General features: G+C 62.9%; 17 protein-coding genes. 14 read left to right on the top strand and 3 right to left on the bottom strand.

Annotated features, from left to right (window positions below; translation table 11 throughout):
- Nucleotides 1-95 precede the first annotated feature (95 nt).
- The 11 genes from JQ558_RS01655 to JQ558_RS01705 all read left to right on the top strand — a co-directional run bounded on the left by JQ558_RS01655 (nt 96) and on the right by JQ558_RS01705 (nt 10,189).
- Entirely contained in the window at nt 96-827 is a 732-nt protein-coding gene (locus tag JQ558_RS01655; protein WP_212206962.1) for a cytochrome c biogenesis CcdA family protein, read from the top strand.
- Nucleotides 828-973: 146 nt separating this feature from the next.
- Nucleotides 974-1,438 (top strand): DoxX family protein, encoded by a 465-nt coding sequence (locus JQ558_RS01660; protein ID WP_212292649.1) that lies wholly within the window; start codon nt 974-976, stop codon nt 1,436-1,438.
- A 109-nt stretch (nt 1,439-1,547) separates the two neighbouring features.
- Nucleotides 1,548-3,341, top strand: a complete 1,794-nt coding sequence (locus tag JQ558_RS01665) for a thioredoxin domain-containing protein (protein WP_212292650.1) — start codon at nt 1,548-1,550, stop codon at nt 3,339-3,341.
- Nucleotides 3,342-3,544: 203 nt separating this feature from the next.
- A complete protein-coding gene (locus tag JQ558_RS01670) occupies nt 3,545-4,537 on the top strand; it encodes a hypothetical protein (protein ID WP_212292651.1) in 993 nt (330 codons plus the stop codon).
- Between the two features lie 61 nt (nt 4,538-4,598).
- On the top strand, nt 4,599-5,477 hold the full coding sequence (locus tag JQ558_RS01675; RefSeq protein WP_212292652.1) for a tetratricopeptide repeat protein: 879 nt from the start codon (nt 4,599-4,601) through the stop codon (nt 5,475-5,477).
- Between the two features lie 409 nt (nt 5,478-5,886).
- Complete coding sequence (locus JQ558_RS01680) at nt 5,887-6,150, top strand: hypothetical protein (RefSeq protein ID WP_212001595.1); 264 nt, start codon at nt 5,887-5,889, stop codon at nt 6,148-6,150.
- A gap of 190 nt (nt 6,151-6,340) precedes the next feature.
- Complete coding sequence (locus JQ558_RS01685; protein WP_192738016.1) at nt 6,341-6,598, top strand: hypothetical protein; 258 nt, start codon at nt 6,341-6,343, stop codon at nt 6,596-6,598.
- Nucleotides 6,599-6,703: 105 nt separating this feature from the next.
- Nucleotides 6,704-7,618, top strand: coding sequence for a DUF692 domain-containing protein (locus tag JQ558_RS01690; protein WP_212292653.1), 915 nt, complete (start codon nt 6,704-6,706; stop codon nt 7,616-7,618).
- On the top strand, nt 7,615-8,394 hold the full coding sequence (locus tag JQ558_RS01695) for a DNA-binding domain-containing protein (protein WP_212292654.1): 780 nt from the start codon (nt 7,615-7,617) through the stop codon (nt 8,392-8,394). The genes JQ558_RS01690 and JQ558_RS01695 overlap by 4 nt, the downstream gene beginning before the upstream one ends.
- 17 nt (nt 8,395-8,411) lie before the next feature.
- Nucleotides 8,412-9,200: a creatininase family protein gene (locus JQ558_RS01700; RefSeq protein WP_212292655.1), complete on the top strand. Its 789-nt coding sequence runs from the start codon at nt 8,412-8,414 to the stop codon at nt 9,198-9,200.
- Nucleotides 9,200-10,189: a hypothetical protein gene (locus JQ558_RS01705; protein ID WP_249142313.1), complete on the top strand. Its 990-nt coding sequence runs from the start codon at nt 9,200-9,202 to the stop codon at nt 10,187-10,189. Before JQ558_RS01700 ends, JQ558_RS01705 begins: the two co-directional genes overlap by 1 nt.
- 8 nt (nt 10,190-10,197) lie before the next feature.
- On the opposite strand, the gene JQ558_RS01710 is transcribed toward JQ558_RS01705, so the two are convergent.
- Together JQ558_RS01710 and JQ558_RS01715 are read right to left on the bottom strand one after the other, a co-directional pair.
- The gene (locus tag JQ558_RS01710) at nt 10,198-10,584 is read right to left on the bottom strand and encodes a hypothetical protein (protein ID WP_212206954.1); all 387 of its coding nucleotides are present in this window, start codon (nt 10,582-10,584) and stop codon (nt 10,198-10,200) included.
- Between the two features lie 327 nt (nt 10,585-10,911).
- On the bottom strand, nt 10,912-12,324 hold the full coding sequence (locus JQ558_RS01715) for an FAD-linked oxidase C-terminal domain-containing protein (RefSeq protein WP_249142314.1): 1,413 nt from the start codon (nt 12,322-12,324) through the stop codon (nt 10,912-10,914).
- A gap of 127 nt (nt 12,325-12,451) precedes the next feature.
- On the opposite strand from JQ558_RS01715, the gene JQ558_RS01720 reads away from it, so the two are divergent.
- Complete coding sequence (locus JQ558_RS01720) at nt 12,452-12,937, top strand: thioesterase family protein (RefSeq protein ID WP_212206952.1); 486 nt, start codon at nt 12,452-12,454, stop codon at nt 12,935-12,937.
- 44 nt (nt 12,938-12,981) lie between these two features.
- Here the strand turns inward: JQ558_RS01720 and JQ558_RS01725 are convergent, their stop codons facing one another.
- A complete protein-coding gene (locus JQ558_RS01725) occupies nt 12,982-13,155 on the bottom strand; it encodes a DUF1328 domain-containing protein (RefSeq protein WP_212292657.1) in 174 nt (57 codons plus the stop codon).
- 280 nt (nt 13,156-13,435) lie between these two features.
- On the opposite strand from JQ558_RS01725, the gene JQ558_RS01730 reads away from it, so the two are divergent.
- Complete coding sequence (locus JQ558_RS01730) at nt 13,436-16,054, top strand: ATP-dependent helicase (protein ID WP_212292658.1); 2,619 nt, start codon at nt 13,436-13,438, stop codon at nt 16,052-16,054.
- 382 nt (nt 16,055-16,436) lie between these two features.
- Nucleotides 16,437-18,026: an ABC transporter substrate-binding protein gene (locus tag JQ558_RS01735; RefSeq protein WP_212292659.1), complete on the top strand. Its 1,590-nt coding sequence runs from the start codon at nt 16,437-16,439 to the stop codon at nt 18,024-18,026.
- Nucleotides 18,027-18,062: the final 36 nt, after the last annotated feature.

An 18,062-nucleotide genomic window follows, 5' to 3' on the forward strand; every position in this document is an offset into this window, starting at 1 on the left:
AGAGTTGAGCCGGAAGCCGACGAAACTTACCGATTGCCTGTTCCGTACAAGCCAAGACGGCGCTATGCCTTGCGGCAGTTCTCGAAGGTCATGCAATGCACGATGTTTCCATCCCGGCGGCCCTGATTGCCGGACTTGTCAGCTTCCTGTCGCCCTGCGTGCTGCCGCTGGTGCCTCCGTATCTGATCTACCTGACCGGCGCGACCATCGAGCAGGTCAACAATGACGGGGCGACGAAGGCCTCGAAACGCGCGGTGATGGCCGCGGCGCTGATGTTCGTGCTCGGCTTTACCACCGTGTTCGTGGCGCTCGGTGCCAGCGCTTCGTTCGTCGGCGGCCTGATCCGGGCCTGGTCGGCGGAGCTCTCGATTCTCGCCGGCATCGTCATCATCATCATGGGCCTGCACTTCCTGGGGCTGACCCGCATCGGGCTGTTGATGCGCGAGGGACGGCTGACCGCACCGAAGCCGGTCGGGCTGTGGGGCGCCTATGTCATGGGGCTTGCGTTTGCGTTCGGCTGGACCCCCTGCATCGGGCCGATCCTGGCGGCGATCCTGTCGATCGCGGCCGCCGAAGCCACGGTGACCAAGGGCGCGGGCCTGCTCGCGGTCTACTCCCTCGGGCTTGGAATTCCGTTCCTGCTGGCCGCCTTCATGATCGAACAATTCTCCGAGCTGTTCGCGCGGATGAAGCGGCATCTCACCACCGTCGAGCGCGCCATGGGTGTGTTGATGGTCATTACCGGCATCGGTTTCCTGACCGGCGCCGTTACCAGCGCCAGCATCTGGCTGCTGGAAACGTTTCCCGCACTGCAAAATTTCGGCTAACGCCCCGTAACAAACGGGCTATCCGTTGCGAAACTCCTGCCATGACCAGATTGCCGCCCTGCGCGGCCGCAGCGTCTTCGTGCGCACTTGATTTGAGAGGCCGCCGGTGCGGCCTCGCGTCACGATAATAATCGGAGGGGGCCCGCATGAATTTTATCGTCAATCTTCTGATCCTGTTGCCGGCGCAGATCGGCTCATACTTCTCCTGGGCCGGCCCGCTGATCATGCGGCTGGTCGTCGGCTACACCTTCATGCTGGCCGGCTGGGGCAAGCTCACCAATTTACCACAAGTCACCGAGAATTTTATCGGCTGGGGCATCCCGTTTCCGACAATCCTCACCCCTTTTGTATCGGGCGTCGAGTTCTTTGGCGGCGCCATGCTGATCCTCGGCCTGTTCACCCGGATCCCCGCCGCGATGCTGGCGGTGGTCATGCTGGTCGCGATCAAGTCGGCCAAATGGGATGACGTCGATTCGCTGCAAACGCTGCTCGGCTTCGAGGAAATGACCTACTTCGCCGCCTTCACGTGGCTCGCCATCGCAGGCCCTGGTGCCGCGTCCCTCGATCGGCTGCTGATGAAATCTGCCGGGTACAACAAAGTGCCGGCCTGAGCATCGGCAGCCCCCGCGCCCTCACAATGCCGTGACATCGCGGATGAGTCTGAGCCCGGATTTTGGCGCGCGCGTAGCTGTCGAGACACCAGCGCTTCCGGGAGCCGCCATGAAACTCGTCCGCCTCGCCGCCCTCGCCCTTGCCGCGCTCGCGGCCGGTTCCGCCCACGCATCCGATGGCGTCAAATGGAGCGAATGGAGCGATGACCTGTTCACCCGCGCCGCCGCCGAAAAGCGCTTTGTGATCCTCGATCTCGAGGCGGTGTGGTGCCACTGGTGCCACGTCATGGAAAAGACCACCTATGCCGATCCGGAGGTCAAAGGCCTGCTGGCGTCGAAATATCTGCCGGTTCGTGTCGACCAGGACGCCAATCCGGATCTGTCGAGCCGCTATGGCGATTGGGGCTGGCCGGCGACCATCGTGTTTGGACCCGACGGCACCGAGATCGCCAAGCTCCGGGGCTATATCGAGCCGGAACGGATGCGGGCGCTGCTCAAGGCCATCATCGACGATCCCTCACCCGGGCCTTCAGTCGGCGAGGCCTTTGAAGTCAAACCTTCAGCATCGGCCTTCCTCAGCAAGCAGCAGCGCGCGGACCTAACCAAGATTGTCGACGAGTCCTACGACGAAAAGCTCGGCGGTTGGGGCGAGAACCAGAAATTCATCGACGCCGACAGCCTGGATCTTGCGATCACCCGTGCAGAGACCGGCGATGCCCTTGCGATCAAGCGCGCGCGACAGACGCTGGACGCTGCAATCGCACTGATCGATCCGGTGTGGGGCGGCGTGTATCAATATTCCGAAGCGGGCTCCTGGACCCATCCGCATTTCGAAAAGATCATGTCGTTCCAGGCGCAGTATCTGCGGCAATACAGCCAGGCCTATGCGCTGTGGAAGGACCCGAAATATCTCAAGGCGGCCCGCGATATCGAGCGCTATCTTGCGGCCTTTCTCTCGGGTCCCGAGGGCGCCTTCTATGTCAGCCAGGATGCCGATCTAGATCACGACACCGACGGCCACAAATATTATGCGCTAGGCGATGCCGGGCGCCGCAAACTCGGCATGCCACGCATCGACAAGAATCTGTATGCGCGCGAGAACGGCTGGGCGATCTCGGCTCTCGCCGCCTATTACAACGTCACCAACGATGTAAAAGCGCTGGCCATTGCCGAGCGTGCTGCGAAATGGGTCAACGCCAACCGCGCGCTGCCGGGCGGTGGGTTCCGCCATGGCGAGAAGGATCGCGGCGGACCCTTCCTCGGCGACACGCTGGCGATGGGCCAGGCCTTCCTCGATCTCTACGCAGCCACCGGCAACCGCGACTGGCTCACCTCCGCGGCCAAAGCCGGCGATTTCGTCGCGACTTTTCGCGACGAGGCCGGTGGCTTCGTAACGTCGAGGAAAGCGGAAGGCAAAACCGGCGTATTGGCAAAACCGGCAAAACTGCTTGATGACCAGGTGCAGGTGGCGCGCTTCATGAACCTGCTCAACCGCTACTACGGCGACGAAACCTATCGCGAGCACGCCTCACATGCGATGCGCTATGCGAGCAGTGCCTCGGCCGAGATGATGCGCCCGTTGCCCGGCGTGCTGCTCGCCGACGAAGAACTCGCGATCGAGCCGACCCATATGACGATCGTCGGCCGTAAGGATGCGCCCCGCGCGCAGGCCCTGCATACCCTCGCACGGGCGCTGCCGGCCCGCTACAAGCGCCTGGAGTGGCTCGACCTGCGCGAGGGCAAGCTGCCCAATCCCGACGTCGAATATCCCGATCTCGGCGAGCCCGCCGCGTTCGCCTGCAGCAACCGGATCTGCTCGTTCCCCTCGTTCAATGCCGAAGAGCTGCAGGCCACGGTGAAACAGATGGCAAAGTTGAAACCTTCGCGCGCCGCGATGAACTAGGCGCCGTTCATAAGACGGGCGATGCGCGCCCGCAGCCCCGCGACCATCCCGCCAAGCGGGAAGCGCCCCTCTGTGACCGGCATCACAGCGCCTCCACCCGCTTCAAGCGACAAACGGCCAACAGGAATGAACCGGTGTTGGTCGTCATGGCTTTCTCAACATATGCTTGCTGGTCGAATGTGGCGCGCGGCTCGCTTGCAGCGATGCTGCTGGCCGTTTCGCTGTTTGCGGCCGGCCCTGCCGGCGCGGAGATTATCAGGAAGGAAGACACGCTGCGCGGGATCACGATGACGCGCGAAGAGTGCGCCGCGAAACCGCAGACCTTCTGGCTCAACGTCTACAGCCAGGATTTCTGTGTCCGGTATTATCTTTCCACCGCCGGAGGCCAGGGCTCGCGCCCGGTCATCATTCTGAACGGCGATCACAACGGTCCGGTTGATCCGACCCGTTGGACCTGGGCAGATCCGTCCAAGGCCAGTGACGTCAACACCGACAAACTCGTCGCTATCGCCGACCATTTTTCGAAGATGGCGAAGACCACCGCGATCTATCTTGGTCGTATCGGCGTCGAAGGCACCTCCGGCACCCATCTATCACGCAAGACCCTCGTCGAGCTGCACCTGATGGACATGGCGCTCGAGGCGCTCCGGCAACGCTACCAGTTCGAAGGCTTCCATCTGTTCGGGGAGTCCGGCGGAGGCCGGCTGGTGTTCGGCCTCGCGCAAATGCGGCGCGACGTCGCCTGCCTGATTTCCGGCTCGGGACAGATCGTGACCCGGGGTCCCGCACGGCCCGGCGATCCTGCCAGGACTTATTTCGACATCACGGGCAAGGTGCAATGGCTCGCGCAGAACCGCGCCCTGCGCATGATGGTCATTAGCGACCCGTATGACCAGCAGGTGCCGACAGCCGCTCAGCAGACCCCCATGGTGCACACCCTGCGACAGGCCGGCCACGTGGTTCCCCACCTCCTCGTCGAAGCCACCGACCCGAAGCGTCACGCGGTGCTCGACTATGGCGCGATCGCGATGGGCGGCTGCGTGCTCGGCCGGCACGACGACGAAATCGCGCGGGCAATAGGCACGCTCATACGCCGCAACGCCGAGACCAACCGGCGTCTGCAAGACGAAGCCCGTGCCAAGTCCCCGCCGCAGACGGCTTCCGACACGATCGCGCGCCAGCCGGGACGCTCGTGACATGAAAGCGACGCAGCGGCCCCGATCAGCAACGGGACAGTCTCGAAACACGGAGCGCGCGATGCGGGTTCTCGCCAGTGTCCTTCTCACCGCCGTCACGATCATCCTGGCGCCGGCAGGCGCGCAGGCCGAAGCGCAGCAGCGCATCTGCCTGGACAATGCCACCCCGCCCGCCCCGAGGGCTGCGGCCTGCTCATTCGTCATCACGAATGCGCCGCCCGCCGAGGCCAGGGAACTTGCCCGTGTCTATCTCATCCGCGGCAATGCCAATCTGGCTCTCGGCGTCTACGACCGGGCGGTGGCGGATTTCGACGCGGCGACGAAAGCCCACCCGACCGCCCATGGCCCGTTCAACAGCCGCGGTGTCGCCTTCCTGCGCCAGAAGCAGATCGATCGCGCCATCACGGAGTTCGATTCTGCGATCCGGCTCAATCCCAACGATCCCCTTGCCTTCACCAACCGCGGCGACGCCTACCGGGACAAGGGCCGCATCGACCGCGCGATGCAGGACTACGACGCCGCGATCGTGATCAATCCAAAGTGGGTCAATGCTTACTTCGGCCGGGCAGCGGCGTTGCAGCAAAAGGCCGGCTCCGATTTCGACGCCTTCGTCAACGAGGGCCGCTTCGAAGAGCTGGCCATCGCGGAATACGGCAAGGCGCTGCAGATCGCGCCGCGACACGCCGGCGCCCTCAGCAACCGCGGCCAGCTACATCATATCTTGCGCAGATACGACCTTGCCATCGCCGACTTCACGCAAGCGATCGAGATCAATCCCGCAAATCCTGCCTTTCTGCGCAACCGCGCGCTGACCTACCGGATGATGCGGCGGTTCGACCTTGCGATCGCGGACTATCGCAACGCGCTCGCGATGACGCAGGATGCCGACGGGCGCAAGCTGATCGGAGAACTGCTGGCTCAGCTCGGCGCCGCCGTCTGAGGCCGTGGCTACACGCCGGCGTCTTACGGAGCACACGCTCGCGCAGCAGCCAACACTCCCGTTGTGCAACGCAACCGGTCATTGAAGCTTCCCGATTATCCCGCGCGGACGGCATCTGTTGCCATTCTGCAGCGCAACCAAATACTCCCATGCATCGGGCTTAGACATGGACGGGTCGTCCAAATCCAAAAAAAGAAAAATTTCTTTCGAAACTCTGTAACCAAATCACCCGATGCCCCGTAGCTGGATCCGGATGAGCACTCAAATCGCGGAGGCTAACGGCTTTCGCGAGCCGCCGCGATCTGATTGGCATCCGCTGCTTCCCTAGCGTTGTGCGGGTCGATGATATCAAGGTCATCGAACGCTCACGGCGTCCTGTTATCGTCAAGCAATCATCGAGGAGAACGTCATGAAGTTGAATACGAAATCCGGTGCGACGCTCGCGGCCGCCGCTGCCACTTTGTTCCTCGCCGGCGCGGTTGTGTCGACCGGGTCGACATCTGCAAACGCCGCCGCCGGCAAGTGCATGGTCGGCAACGCCTGCAAGGGCCAGAGCGCCTGCAAGGGCGGCTCGAGCGCCTGCAAGGGCCAGAATGCCTGCAAGGGTCAGGGCTTCTCGATGACCACCGAGAAGGCGTGCACCGCCATGGGCGGCAAGTTCGTCAAGGCCTGATCGGGCCTTCACGGTTCATTCCAGCCCGGGAATGTTTCACTTAAGCCCGCCCGATCATTGAAATAAATTTCGTTCGCCGTGTAACCATGCCAAACCCACCGCGTATCTATCCCCGGGTACCATCTGTCGGTCCTGATGTCAGTGGCTTGCGGGTGGTGCACCTTCACACTTCTATCTCGAGGAGACGTCCATGAAGATGACTTCCAAATCCGGCGCCACGATTGCCGCCGCTGCAGCCACGCTGTTCCTGGCTGGCGCGACGATGTCGACCGTCACCTACGCCGCCGGCGAAGGCAAATGCGTCGGCGCCAACGCCTGCAAGGGCCAGAGCGCCTGCAAGAGCGGCGCGAGCGCCTGCAAGGGTCAGAACGCCTGCAAGGGTCAGGGCTTTTCGGCCATGACCAAGGAGAAGTGCGACGCCGCCAAGGGCAAGTATTCGCCCGCCTGATCGAGGCTATCCGGAAAGGGGGGGCCGGTGTATGCCGGGCCCCCTTTCCATGATAATTTGAGGCAATACCCATCGCCCGATCGCGATGCGCGAAGCGGAGACGACATGAACGTCGCGAGCAGATTGCCCAACTCCCCGGCGGCGCTTGGGCGTCCGTTGCAGTCGGATAAGCCACCCTTCCTTGGCTTCGGGCTCGGCCTGCGCGCACAACACTACGACGAGATCCTGAGCGGAAACCCGCCGATCGACTGGTTCGAAGTCATCAGCGAAAACTACATGCTGCCCGGCGGCCAGCCGCTGCGCGTACTTGACCGGATTTGCGAACGCTATCCCGTCGTGATGCACGGCGTGTCGCTGTCGATCGCATCGACCGCGCCGCCGAATTTCGAATATCTGCAGGGCCTGAAAGATCTCGCTGTGCGAGTCGAGCCAAAATGGATCTCCGACCATTTGTGCTGGACCGGCGTCCACGGCAAGAACCTGCACGATCTGCTGCCGATCCCCTACACGTCAGAGGCGCTCGACCACGTGGTCAGCCGCGTTCAGCTGGTGCAAGATTTCCTCGGCCGCGCCATCGTGCTCGAGAACGTCTCGACCTATGTCCAGTTCAACAATTCAGAAATGACGGAATGGGAATTCCTCGCCGAATTGTCGCGCCGTTCCGGTTGCTGGCTGCTGTTCGACATCAACAACGTCTATGTCAGCGCCTTCAACCACGGCTATGACCCCATGACCTTCCTGAACGGGATTCCAGCGGACCGCGTCGTGCAGTTCCACATGGCCGGCCACAGCCACATGGGCACCCACATCATCGACACCCATGATCATCCCGTCTGCGAAGACGTCTGGGATCTCTATGTCGCGGCCATCAAGCGCTTCGGCCGGGTCTCGACCATGATCGAGCGCGACGACAACATCCCGCCGCTCGACGAACTGCTCGTGGAAGTGAACCGCACCCGCGAGATCGCGGAGAAGGTCTTAGCCCAATTGGACAAGAAATTGGGCAAGCAGGCGGGATGAGCGACTTCGCGCGGCAACAGGCGGATTTCCAGCGCGGCATCCTGACCGGCGACGACACGGTGCTCACCGAAATCCTCGACAGCCCCCGCGAGAAACGCGAGACGCTGTACGGCGTCTATCGCTACGCCTACGGCTCGCGGCTGGTGGAGGCGCTTCGTAACGACCACGCGTTGCTGCACTCGTATCTCGGCGATGAGGCGTTCGACGAGATGGGCCATGCCTTTGTCAAGGCGCGCCCCTCAGAACATCCGAACCTGCGCTGGTTCTCGCAAGGCCTGCCGGAGTTTTTGAGATCGGCAGAACCCTATTGCAACCATCCTGTTCTTGCTGATCTCGCAGCGCTGGAGAAGGCGCTCAACGACGCCTTCGACGCCGCGGAAGGTCCGGTGCTTGAACTGACCGCCATGGCTTCGTTTGCGCCAGAGCAATGGAACGATCTCAAGTTCCAGCCGCACCCCAGTGCGGCCAGGCTCGATTTGTCGACCAACGCCTCCGCGGTCTGGCTGGCGCTCAAGAACAACGAGACGCCGCCGGACGCGGCCACGCTGGAAGAACCGGCGCGCATCCTGGTCTGGCGCCAGGACACCACGCCAATGTTCCGCGAACTTGCCCCTGAAGAAGCGATGATGTGGGACGAGGCCGCGAGCGGCATTCCGTTCGGCGTGCTCTGCGAGATGTTGGCTACCTATGACGATCCCGATGGCGCGGCGGCACGCGGCGCGGGCTATCTGCATGGCTGGATTACTTCGGGTAACCTGACGGCGGTTTCCACCTGATACCAGAGGCCCGAGACATGGGCACCGATACCGATCACCATTTTATCGAGCGTATGACATGGGACGAAGTCGCGCGGCACATCGCTAATGGTGCTGCGGCGATACTGCCCGTTGGCGCGGCCGCCAAGGAGCATGGTTTCCACCTCCCTCTCAATACCGACCGCATCCAGGCCGAATGGCTTGCGAGCCAACTCGCCGAACGGATCGACGCATTGATCTGGCCGACGCTGGCTTACGGATACTATCCCGCCTTCGTCGCCTATGCGGGCAGCTGCAGTCTTTCGAGCGCGACCTTCGAAGCCGTCGTGCATGAGATCGCGGAAGGCATTCTCGGCAGCGGGTGCCGAAAGCTGTTCGTTCTCAACACCGGGATCAGTACGCTGGCACCGGTCGAGCGCGCTTTGGCGCGGCTTGATGCCGGCAAGGTCATGCATCTGCGCATCCATGAAGGCCCGCGCTATCGCCAGGCCGCCGAACGGCTGGCCGAACAGAGCCATGGCAGCCATGCCGACGAACTCGAGACGTCGTTGATGCTGGCGCTGGTGCCACACCTCGTCGATATGGCACGCGCCGAGCCGAGCCCGGCCATCGGAAAGGAGGCGCCCGGCCCCCTGACACCGGTGGATACGAACTCACCGAATTACAGCCGCTGCGGCAGCTATGGCGACCCGACCTTGGCGACGTCGGCCAAGGGCGAAATCCTGCTCGCCACGATGCTCGACGATCTCAGGGAAAAGGTCGCGGCGTTCGTGACAGACCGAACCGTCGCGCAGCAGCGGCCCGGCACGACCAGAAGCGTGTCGTGATGAAAACCCTCGGCGGCATCAGCTGGATCGTGTTGACCGCCGTCCTCACCGCCATGCCGGCGAGCCTGATTTCGTTCCGCGCCGATGCGCAGTCGGACTATATGCGCGGCGACCGGATGCCGTATGACGCGTTCGACCGGATGCCCAAGACCGACCTCGAAATCGAAGGCGGCACCATCCATGTCGGCTTCGCGCCCGGCGAGATGGCGCTGCCGAGAGAAAAGGTGCTCGACTGGGTCCGGATGTCGGCGAAGGCCGTCGCCACCTATTATGGCCGGTTTCCCGTCGAACAACTGCGGCTGCTGCTGGTGCCGGTCGACGGCGCCCGCATTCGCGGCGGCACGACGTGGGGCTATCGCGGCGCCGCGATCCGCATTCCGCTCGGCCGCGATTCCACCGAGGAGGTTTTGCGGCGCGACTGGGTGATGGTGCACGAGATGGTGCACACCGCCCTGCCCGATCTGAACCATCGCCACACGTGGCTGTCGGAAGGTCTTGCCGTCTATATCGAGCCGGTGGCGCGGGTGCAGGCCGGCGACCTCACGGCAGCGGAAATCTGGCAGGCAATGATGCGCGACATGCCGAAGGGCCTGCCGCAGGCCGGCGATCAGGGTCTCGACAACACCGACACCTGGGGCCGGAGATATTGGGGCGGCGCGCTGTTCTGCCTGCTCGCGGACATCGAAATCCGAAAGCGAACGAATAATCGCCTCGGCCTGCAGGACGCCATGCGCGGCGTCCTCGCCGCGGGCGGCAATCATGAAAAGGATTGGTCGCTCGATCGTCTTCTCTCCACCGCCGACAAGGCCGTCGGCGTCGACGTGCTGACGACGCTTCATGGCGAGATGGGTTCAAAGCCCATGACGCCCGATCTCGCGGGCCTGTGGCGCGACCTCGGCCTGAAGCCGCAGGGCGAAAGCCTCGAGTTCGACGACGCTGCGCCGCTGGCGGCGATCCGCAAAGCGATCACTGCGCCGCGCGCGAAATAGCGCTGCGGCTACGCCGTGCCCAGCGAGGGATGCTGCTTCAGCACGTCGTCACTGATCGATTTGGACTGGATGGCGCGAAACAGCGTTCGCGCGGTCGTGGTGTGATTGGCTTGGAGGCAGAGTTCGAGGATCTGCCGCACGGCGGTGTCTCGCAACAGACCATCGGAAATCTTCATGGCAATTTGCATAGCGGCTTTCGCCGCGCGCTCATAACGTTCGATTTCGGACTTGATTTTCGAACGGTCGGCAGCACCGCTGATCTTTTCCGCACTGCTGGCCGCAGAACGGCAGATTTCCCGTATCTTGTTCGCAGCCTGGAGATCTCCGATCGGCCCCTCGATGGGCTCGTCCCAGATATCCTTGGGTGCGGGTACGTCCTTTTTGAACCATTGCATGGAATCAGCAGCCAGCGCGTTTGCAAGACAAACAATGCGATCGTGCGATCAGCGGCCGCATTCTCATCCGGGAAAATCAATCGATGGTGACATTCCGGCAACAGAGGTTTGCAAATCCGGATCGTTGCTCTTGGCGTGCGGCCGGCCTCCATGAGCTCGGGCGGCCATCTACGAAATGCCCATGGCCTCCGCCGTGACCTCCACGCTTGCCGATCGCTACACTCGAAGGTAGGGCCGCCCAGACGTCGACAGGGAGCAAAAGTTCCACTCGCGAAGCGGGGAGTGCACGGGCCTTCGGGGAATTCGCGGGAGAATTTGTGCCCGGCCCTAAACCGTCGGCACGATCTTCCCCGGGTTGAAGATGTTTTGCGGATCGAGCGCCTTCTTCAGCGCGCGCATGGCGTCGATCGCCTCATCACCGAGTTCGGCCTTCAGGTATTTCTGCTTGCCCTGCCCGATGCCGTGTTCGCCGGTGCAGGTGCCGCCCATCGCCTGCGCGCGTTCGACCAGGCGGTGCATGAAATCTTCGCCGCGGGCCATCTCGTCGGCATTGTCGACGTCGCAGACCAGCGAGCAGTGGAAATTGCCGTCGCCGACATGGCCGACGATTGGCGACAGCAGGTTGAGCCGCTTCAGATCTTCTTCAGTCTCGGTGACGCAATCGGCCAGCCGCGAAATCGGCACGCACACATCCGTCGCAACCACGCCGGCGCCGGGACGCAGCGCCTTCACCGACCAATAGGCGTCGTGCCGCGCCTGCCAGAGTTTGGTGCGGTCCTCCGGCTTGGTGGTCCAGGTGAAATCGCCGCCGCCGCATTCACCAGCGATCTCCTTGAAATTCTTCGACTGCTCCGCGACCTCATTGGCGCTGCCGTGGAATTCCAGCAGCAACAAGGGCGTCTCCGGCAGGGTCAATTTCGAATAGGAATTGCAGGCGCGCACCTGCTCGGCGTTGAGCAGCTCGATGCGCGCGACGGGAATGCCGGTTTGAATTGCAAGGATCGTCGCCTGGCAGGCACCGCGCACCGTCTCGAACGAACAGGCGGCGGCCGCGATCGTCTCCGGAATGCCGCGCAGCTTGATGGTGAGTTCGGAGATGATGCCGAGCGTGCCCTCGGCGCCGACGAAGAGATGCGTCAGGTCGTAACCGGCGGAGGATTTCTTGGCCCGCGTGCCCGTGGTGATGATCTCGCCGTCGCCGCGCACGACCTTCAGCGCCAGCACGTTGTCGCGCATGGTGCCATAACGCACCGCGTTGGTGCCGGAGGCGCGAGTCGAGGCCATGCCGCCGAGCGAGGCGTCGGCGCCGGGGTCGATCGGGAAGAACACGCCCTGGTCGCGCAAATGCTCGTTCAGCGCCTTGCGGGTCACGCCGGGCTGGATCACGCAATCAAGGTCGTCGGCATGGACTGCCAGCACCTTGTTCATGTCGTGCAGATCGATGCAGATGCCGCCGGCCGGCGCGTTGACCTGCCCCTCCAGCGAGGTGCCGGTGCCGAACGCGATGACGGGAACGGTATGCCTGGCGCAGATCCGGACCACATCCTGGATATCGGCGGTTTCCTGCGCCATCACCACGGCATCGGGCGGCTGGGTCGGCAGCCAGGTGGTGGTATGGGCATGCTGTTCGCGCACCGCCTGCGAGGTGATCAGCCGGTTGCCGAACCGTGCCGCCAGCGCCTCAACGGCGCTTGCCAGCGCCTGCGGTTCCGGCCGCTTCTCATTGCCCGATATCGTCATCGCCACGCAAAATTCCTCCCGGCTTTGAGCGGACCGTGGCAAAGGATATATGAGGGGTCAAGAGAGATTGGCCAAACAGGGATGGATGATGACGTCAGCTTCAGCCGCCAAAAACAAACTATCCGATATGCCCCTGCCTTCAGCACCGTTCCTGTCGTCGGTGATGCAGATCGAGCCGCAATGGATCGATTACAACGGCCATCTCAACATGGCCTATTACAACGTGATGATGGATCGCGCGATCGACCAGATGTGGCTGCATCTCGGGATCGGCCCCGGCTATTTGAAAGAGCGCCACGGCTCGACCTTCACCGCCGAATGCCATGTGCGGTATTTGCGCGAGATTCACCTCGGCGATCCCGTGCAGGTTACGGTCTATCTGCTCGCGGCCGACGAGAAGCGCATTCACACCTTTGAAGAGCTGCGCCACGCCACCGAGGGCTGGATCTCCGCGACTTCGGAGAACATGACCATTCACATCGACATGAACACGCGCAAGGCCGCGCCGTTTCCGCCCGATATCCGCGCCCGCATCCAAGCGGTGGTGGATAGCCATGCGGCCGTTCCACGTCCCGAGGGCACCGGCCGGAAGGTGGCGATGCCCTCGAAATAGCTTTTGCTATTATGCAGGCGTCATCCTGTCAGGACGACGGAGCGCTAAACCTGTCCCCGTCCGCGCACGAGGCCAACCACCGCCGAGACCAGGAACAGGATGATGGCGATGAAGAAGATCGTCTTGGCAATTTCGACGGAGGCGCCGGCGATGCCGCCGAAGCCCAAAATACCCGCGATCAATGCGACGACCAGAAACGTAACGACCCAGCTCAGCATGACACCACCTCTGTTTGGTTGCGATCGGCGCGGCTAAGAGGATCGCGCCTGCTCATGCCAAAACAATCCGCCCCGGCAGCGATGGTTCCTGGGTGCGAAACCGGGAATATTTGCCAGCAATGCGGAACAAAATCGCGGGCGCCTGCGAAATAAGGCGCAGGGATAACGCCGGATTAAACCTGTCAAAACAGCCGGACAGGCCCTATATGGCGCTTAATCCCTGCTAAGAAGGCTCCCCTTCACCGCCTCACGGTGCCATCGTGGGGACAAGACGATTCGCATGACAGAGCCGAGCAAGCTGCCCCATCACGGCGTTCCCGAGCACCAGCCCGCAGCTGGCGGCATCGCCGCGCGTGCGCGCGCCACGGCGGCCCCGCAATATCTCAGCGGGCTCAATCCGGAGCAGCGCGACGCTGTCGTGACGCTGGACGGCCCGGTGCTGGTATTGGCCGGCGCCGGCACTGGCAAGACGCGCGTGCTGACCACCCGCATCGCCCATATCCTGAGCCAGGGCCGGGCGCGGCCGCACGAAATCCTCTCCGTGACCTTCACCAACAAGGCCGCGCGCGAGATGAAGCTGCGGCTCGGCCAGATGCTCGGCCAGGCCGTCGAGGGTATGCCGTGGCTTGGTACCTTCCACTCGATCGGCGGACGCATCCTGCGCTACCACGCCGAACTGGTGCAGCTGAAATCCAATTTCACCGTGCTCGACGTCGACGACCAGGTCCGCTTGCTGAAGCAATTGCTGCAGGCCGAGAACATCGACGACAAGCGCTGGCCGGCGCGGATGCTGGCCGGGCTGATCGACGGCTGGAAGAACCGCGGCCTGACGCCGGCGCAGGTGCCTGCGGGCGAAGCCGCCGTGTTCGGCAATGGCAAGGGCGGCAAGCTCTACGCCAGCTATCAGGAGCGGCTGAAGATCCTCAACGCCGCCGATTTCGGCGATCTGCTGCTGGAGAACATCCGCCTGTTCCGCGAGCACCCCGATGTGCTCCGGCAATACCAGACCCGTTTCAAGTTCATCCTGGTCGACGAATATCAGGACACCAACGTCGCGCAATATCTGTGGCTGCGGCTGCTGTCGCAGGCGCCGAGCAAGCCAAGCGTGCCGCTTTCTTCCGTTATTCCGGGGCCGCTTGATCCAGCCGTCGTTCCGGGGCGCATCGAAGATGCGAACCCGGAACCTGGAAATAAAGTGGACTCACCTCGAGATTCCGGGTTCGCACCTAGCGGTGCGCCCCGGAATGACGAGGGGACTGCCCTGCCCGCGATGGCCGCGCCGAAAAACATCTGCTGCGTCGGCGACGACGACCAGTCGATCTATGGCTGGCGCGGTGCCGAGGTCGACAACATCCTGCGCTTCGAGCACGATTTTCCCGGCGCCAAGGTTATCAGGCTCGAACGCAATTACCGCTCCACCGGTCATATCCTCGCCGCCGCCTCGCATCTGATCGCGCATAATGAAGGCCGGCTCGGCAAGACGCTGCGCACCGAGGATGTCGACGGCGAGAAGGTGACCGTAACCGGGTCCTGGGATTCCGAAGAGGAAGCCCGCGCCATCGGCGAGGAGATCGAGGAACTGCAGCGCGCCGGCGACAACCTCAACGAGGTCGCGATCCTGGTGCGGGCCTCGTTCCAGATGCGCGAGTTCGAAGATCGCTTCGTCACCCTCGGCCTGCCCTATCGCGTGATCGGCGGTCCAAGGTTTTACGAGCGCGCCGAGATCCGCGACGCGCTGGCGTATTTGCGCGTGATCAACTCGCCGGCCGACGATCTCGCCTTCGAGCGCATCGTCAATGTGCCCAAGCGCGGGCTCGGCGATGCCACCGTGCAGATGCTGCACGACCACGCCCGCAAGCGCCGCATTCCGCTGTTCGAGGCCGCCCGCGCCGTGGTCGAGACCGATGAGCTGAAGCCGAAGGCGCGCGGCTCCTTGCGCGATCTCATCCTGCATTTCGACCGCTGGCGCGCCCAGCGCGAGGTGACCGCGCATACGGAGCTCGCCGAAATCGTGCTCGACGAGAGCGGCTATACTGAGATGTGGCAGAAGGACCGCTCCGCGGATGCCGCCGGACGGCTCGATAACCTCAAAGAGCTGGTGCGCTCGATGGAGGAGTTCGAGAACCTGCAGGGTTTCCTCGAACACATCTCGCTGGTGATGGACCGCGACGGCGGCGCCGAGGACGAGGCCGTGTCGCTGATGACGCTGCATTCGGCCAAAGGCCTCGAATTCGACAACGTGTTCCTGCCCGGCTGGGAGGAAGGCCTGTTTCCGAGCCAGCGCACGCTCGACGAACAGGGCCGCGCCGGCCTCGAAGAAGAGCGTCGCCTCGCCCATGTCGGGCTCACACGGGCGCGCCGTCGCGCCAAACTGTACTTCGCCACCAACCGCCGCATTCACGGCACCTGGTCGACCACGATCCCGTCGCGCTTCCTCGACGAATTGCCGGCTGACAATGTCGAGATCACGGAATCCAAGGGCGGCTCCGGCTGGGGCGGCGCTGGCGGCTACGGCGCCTCGCGCTTCGACAACGTCGAATCCTTCGGCTCCAGCTACACCACGCCGGGCTGGCAGCGCGCGCAGGCCAATCGCGCGCGCAACAACCAGGGCGGCCGTCACGGCCGCGGCGGATTTGAGGAAAGCCAGTCGCCGTTTTCAGATTTGCGCGGCGAAACTGCCAGCGGCTTCTCGCGCACCAAGCGCGGGCCGATGGTGATCGAGGGCGAACTGGTCGCTAAATCCACCGGCACCGTTTCGGAATTCTCGCTCGACGACCGCGTCTTCCACCAGAAATTCGGCTACGGCAACGTCGTCAAGATCGACGGCAACAAGCTCACCATCGCCTTCGAGAAGGCCGGCGAGAAGAAGGTGGTCGATAGTTTCGTGGAACGGGTGTGAAAGAACGATCCTTTCCCTTCTCCACTTGTGGGAGAGGAGAGGATTGCCGCCGGTGGCCCGCAAGAGCGAAAGCGACATGCGGGGAACCAGCAGAAAGATCCCGGATATCGCTTCGCTCATCCGGGTTACGACTCCGCTGAAACCCGTTCAAATGCAAACGCTTACCTACCCGCAACTGCGAGTAGAGCTTTCAGATTTCGCGCGCCTGCCCACTTCGTGTGACGCGCATCCTGATCATCCCCCGACGACACTCGGACCGGATAGCGCACCGCACAAGTATTGTTCGCCGACCGCCCATCAGCACGAAACGAAGACCTTGCGCTCGATAGGCCGCGAGTGATCAACTCTCGAACCGGAATGCTCCTGCACGGTTGGAGAAAACATGATGTTCAAGAAGATTGCGATCGTGGCTGGTTTGGGACTGGCGCTATCAGTCACGGCGGAGGCCCAGACACCGCGCAAGGGCGGCACCATTCGGATGACGGCGCCCTATGGCTCGAGTTTCACCAGCATGGACATTCATACGACGCAGCGCGCCCAGGACGAGATCGTCGCCAAGGGCCTGCATCGGTCGCTCTACATTTGGGACTCCGCCGAGGGTAAGCCGGTTCCTGAGCTTGCCAAGGAGGCCATCGTCTCGGGCGGCGGTCTTGTTTATACCTTCAAGTTGCGCGACGACGCTTATTTCCACCATGGTCGCAAGATGACGGCCGACGACGTGATCTGGAGCTACAACCGCATCATGGACGGCGCCAAGGCCTATCCCGGCGCGCGTTTTGTCCGAATGATCGAGGGCGCCTCCGAGGTCGAGAAGGGCAAAGCCAAGGAAATCTCCGGTCTGAAGAAAATCGACGACTTCACGCTCGAAATGAAGCTGACCGAGAAGGTCGATCCAGGTTTCTACTTCTTCACCGCGCTGACTTCGATCTATCCGGCCGACGAGGGCGCCAAGGACAGCTTCATCCAGAAGCCGATCGGCCTTGGGCCGTTCAAGTTTGTCGAGCACGTGCCGGGATCGCGCGTCGTGCTGGAGCGGTTTGACAAGTTCTACAAGCCCGGCAAGCCGTACGCTGACAAAATGATCGTGTCGATCATGGGCGAAGCCGCGGCGCGCGATGTCGCGTTCCGCAACAAGGAAATCGACACCTCGGTGCTCGGGCCCGCGCAGTACGTCGCCTATCAGGCCGACCCCGCCCTCAAGGGTACCATCGTCGAAGTCGCCGAGGTCTTCACGCGCTACATGGGCATCAATCCTTCGTTCAAACCGTTCTCCGACAAGCGGGTGCGGCAGGCCATCAACCATGCGATCGATGCCGATCTGATCATCAGCAAGCTGGTCAAGAACAAGGCCTATCGCGCCACCAGCTGGCTGCCGCTGACCTCCCCCGCCTACGACAAGACCATGAAGCCCTACGCCTTCGATCCCGCGAAAGCAAAGCAGTTGCTCGCGGACGCGGGCTATCCCACCGGCTTTGAATTCGAATGGACGGCGAGCCAGAATGAAAGCTGGGGCCTGCCGATCGTCGAGGCCATCATCCCGATGCTGGACCGGGTGGGCATCAAGGTGAAGGTCAAGCAGGTCGAGACCGCGGTGCTGGCGGAGGTCGCTCGCAAGGGCGAATTCCAGGCCTTCATCTATTCCCAGGCCACCGGCCCGGACCCTCAGGCCGCGCTGAAATGCTTCCACTCGTCGACGCCGCAATCGGCCTGCAACTACACGGCTTTCAAGAACGCGGATTTCGACAAGCTGCTCGATGAGGCCGGGCAGACCGACGACGCCGCCAAGCGCGTCCAGCTGATGGAGAAAGCCAATGCCCTGCTTTATGACGAAGCGCCGGTCTGGTTCTTCAACTACAACAAGGCGGTCATGGCGGTACAGCCGTGGCTGAAGGGGATCCAGTTGAACGCGACCGAACTGACGCACCAGAACGCCGAAGACCTCTGGGTCGCCGAGACCTCGCCCGCCAAGTGACTTGACCTACAAGTGACCTACAAGTGACACGCGCTC

This window comes from Bradyrhizobium sp. AUGA SZCCT0160, from assembly GCF_018130105.1.
Classification (GTDB): domain Bacteria; phylum Pseudomonadota; class Alphaproteobacteria; order Rhizobiales; family Xanthobacteraceae; genus Bradyrhizobium.